Here is a 3,200-nt window from a genome sequence, read left to right on the forward strand (position 1 = left end):
TCTGCGCCACCGCCGGGGGGCGGGGCGCGGCGCGCGGGGGGCGGGGCGGGGCCGGGCGCGGGGGCTGACGGTGGATCGGTGAGCGGGGTCAGCCCGAGGGCCGGCTCAGCGCCCGGCGGGCCGGCGGCGCAGCGCGTACGCACCCAGGCCGAGGCCACCGGCCAGCAGCGCGCCGCCGGTGGCCAGCGTGCTGCCGCCGCTCAGCGCCGCGAAGCCGCCACCGGTGTGCGGGCCGCCGTGCGGCTGGTGCTCCTGGTCCCACTCCTTGGCGCCGGCCTTCTCGCCGCTCTGGTCGTCGGCCTTCTTCTCGTCCGTCTTGTCGTCCGTCTTCTTGCCGTCGTCCATCGTGGTGGACGGGTTCGCCGGACGGTTCGCCGCGCCCGCGGGGGCGGGGTCGGCGGCGAAGGCGACGGCCGGGGCGGCCAGGCTCAGCGCGGCGGCGGTGAGGGTGGCGGCGGCCAGGTGGCGTACACGACGCATGGGTGGGGTCCCTTTCCGGGCGCGCGCGGACGGGTCGGCCGTCGGCCGACCAGATGGACATCCGGGGCGCCTGCTCCACCGTCGGTCGCTCCGGGTCCCGCTGCCACTACAGAGCGTGCGAACGTGTGACTCCGACCCTGCGGTACCGGCGTGTCGCGCCGGGGCGCCGCTTACCGAGCGTGAGAATCCCCGCGCTGCCGGGTGCATCCTGGAGGGGTACCGCTGGAGGTGGTGGCGATGATGAACACGCTGGTGGGGTGGCACGTCGAGCTGGAGTTCCAGGAGCAGGGCGCGCACACCAGGGCGGCCGCACTGGTCCGGCTGCCGGACGGCCGGGAGCTGCGGGCGCACGGTGACACCAGCCGGCACCCGAACGACCCGGAGCAGCTGCGGGTCGGTGAGGAGGTCGCGGCGGCCAGGGCGTTGCAGGACCTGGCCAGGCAGTTGCTGGACAAGGCGCACACCGAGATCGACGAACTGGGGGCGGTGCCCAGTTATCCGCTGATGTAGCCGCGGTGTGCCGCGGGCCCGAGCGGCCCGCCGGGGCTGCGGGGTGACGGATGGTGAGCACCCCGCGGCCCCCGTCCGTGTTCGGATCGGCGCCGGCCGAATGGGCATGGACATGACTGGGTACGGTCCCCGTTCGTGAGACACCACCGCATCCGACCGGTGGCGACCGTCGCCACCCTGCTGCTCGCCCTCGCCGCCGCGCTGCTCGCCCCGAGCGGTGCGGCCTGGGCCGGTACCGTCCGCGACGGTGCCAGCCAGCCCGTGTACTCCTACGCCGACGCGATCCGGGAGACCGTCTGGGTCGACACCGGCCTCGACGACGAACGCGACGGCCACCACGACCGGGTCGCCGCCGACATCATCCGCCCGCGCGAGCCCGCCGAAGCCGGGCGGCGGATCCCGGTGATCATGGATGCCAGTCCGTACTACGCGTGTTGCGGGCGGGGCAACGAGAGCCAGCTCAAGACCTACGACGCGGCCGGGAAGCCGGTCCGGTTCCCGCTGTACTACGACAACTACTTCGTGCCGCGCGGCTACGCCGTGGTGCTGGTCGACCTGGCCGGCACCAACCGTTCGGACGGGTGCAGCGACGTGGGCGGGCGCTCGGACGTGACCAGCGCCAAGGCGGTGATCGACTGGCTGAACGGCCGGGCCGCCGGCTACGGCGCGCGCAGCGGCGGCAGCCGGGTCCTGGCCGACTGGGCGAACGGCGCGGTCGGCATGATCGGCAAGTCCTGGGACGGCACCGTCGCCAACGGGGTGGCCGCCACCGGGGTCGAGGGCCTGAAGACCATTGTGCCGATCTCGGCGATCAGCTCCTGGTACGACTACTACCGCTCGCAGGGCGCGCCGCTCTACCCGGGCACGCCCGCCGACCTGGCGGGCGTGGTCGAGGACCCGACCGACGCCGCGCACTGCGGCGCCGAGCACCAGGCGCTGGCCGCCGGCTCACCGGACGACGGCGACTGGAGCCCGCTCTGGCAGCAGCGCGACTACGTGGCCGCGGCCGGTCGGGTGCGGGCCAGCGTCTTCGTGGTGCACGGGATGCAGGACCTCAACGTGCGCACCGTCAACTTCGGGCAGTGGTGGGACGCGCTGGCCGCGCACGGGGTGGAGCGGAAGATCTGGCTCTCCCAGACCGGGCACGTGGACCCGTTCGACTACCGGCGCGCCGCCTGGGTGGACACCCTGCACCGCTGGTTCGACCACTACCTGCTGGGCGTGGACAACGGGATCCAGCAGGAGCCGACGGCCGACGTCGAGCGGGCCCCCGACCGGTGGAGCACCGACGCGTCCTGGCCGGCGCCGGGCACCTCGGCGACCGAGGTGCACCTCGGCCCCGGTGTGCTGGGCGGCGGTCCGGGCACCGGCACGGTCGCGTTCACCGACGACCCGGCCGAGGACGAGAACGCCTGGGCCGCCGAGGTGGACCGGGTCACCCCGGAGAAGACCGCGTTCACCACCGGCGTGCTCGACCACGACCTGCGGATCTCCGGCAGCGGTTCGGTCACCCTGACCGTGGCGGCCGACACCACCAGCGCGCACCTGAGCGCGGTACTGGTCGACCTGGGCCCGGCCACCATCCGCGACTACCAGGGCGACGGGGAGGGGATCACCACCCTGACCACCCGCTCCTGCTGGGGCGAGAGCACCGCGGGGGACAGCGCCTGCTTCCTGGACACCGCGGCGGCCACCGAGCAGGTGAGCGCGACGGTGTTCAGCCGCGGCTGGGCCGACCTGGGGCACTACGCCGGGCTGGACCACGGGGTGCCGCTCGCCCCGGGGCGCGCCTACACCATGACCGTCCGGTTGGCCGCCACCGATCACGTGGTCCCGGCCGGACACCGGCTGGCGCTGATCGTGGCCGGCACCGACCACGGGCTGGTCGACCCGCCGGACACCCGGCCCACCCTCACCGTGGACCTGGCGCACTCGACGCTCTGCCTGCCGCTGACCGGCGGCACGGGACAGCTGCCGCCGGGCCCGGCGCCGCGCGCGGGTGCGCGGCCGGTCGCGGGTGCGGGTGCGGGTGCGGTTGCGCAGCCGGACGACCGTCAGCCGAAGGTCGGACCGGCCGACTTCCGCTGATCGCGACCGGCGCCTCGCGGTGGCCCCAGCCGGTCCCCGGCCGGGGGGACCCCCTTTTTCTCTCCCCCTTTGGGGTGTTTTTTTCTCCCGTGTTTTTGTGGGGGAGAGGGAGGGCCCCCCCC

General features: G+C 74.7%; 3 protein-coding genes. 2 read left to right on the forward strand and 1 reads right to left on the reverse strand.

What is annotated here, in order from left to right; genetic code table 11:
- Positions 1-105: 105 nt before the first annotated feature.
- Positions 106-480, reverse strand: coding sequence for a hypothetical protein (locus ACQRUO_RS39065; RefSeq protein ID WP_428320943.1), 375 nt, complete (start codon positions 478-480; stop codon positions 106-108).
- A gap of 240 nt (positions 481-720) precedes the next feature.
- On the opposite strand from ACQRUO_RS39065, the gene ACQRUO_RS39070 reads away from it, so the two are divergent.
- Both ACQRUO_RS39070 and ACQRUO_RS39075 read left to right on the forward strand, forming a co-directional pair.
- A complete protein-coding gene (locus ACQRUO_RS39070) occupies positions 721-990 on the forward strand; it encodes a DUF1876 domain-containing protein (protein WP_428320945.1) in 270 nt (89 codons plus the stop codon).
- A gap of 135 nt (positions 991-1,125) precedes the next feature.
- Positions 1,126-3,078 (forward strand): Xaa-Pro dipeptidyl-peptidase, encoded by a 1,953-nt coding sequence (locus tag ACQRUO_RS39075; RefSeq protein WP_428320944.1) that lies wholly within the window; start codon positions 1,126-1,128, stop codon positions 3,076-3,078.
- The last annotated feature ends 122 nt before the right edge of the window (positions 3,079-3,200 follow it).

The organism is Kitasatospora sp. LaBMicrA B282 (genome assembly GCF_050325825.1).
Lineage (GTDB): Bacteria > Actinomycetota > Actinomycetes > Streptomycetales > Streptomycetaceae > Kitasatospora.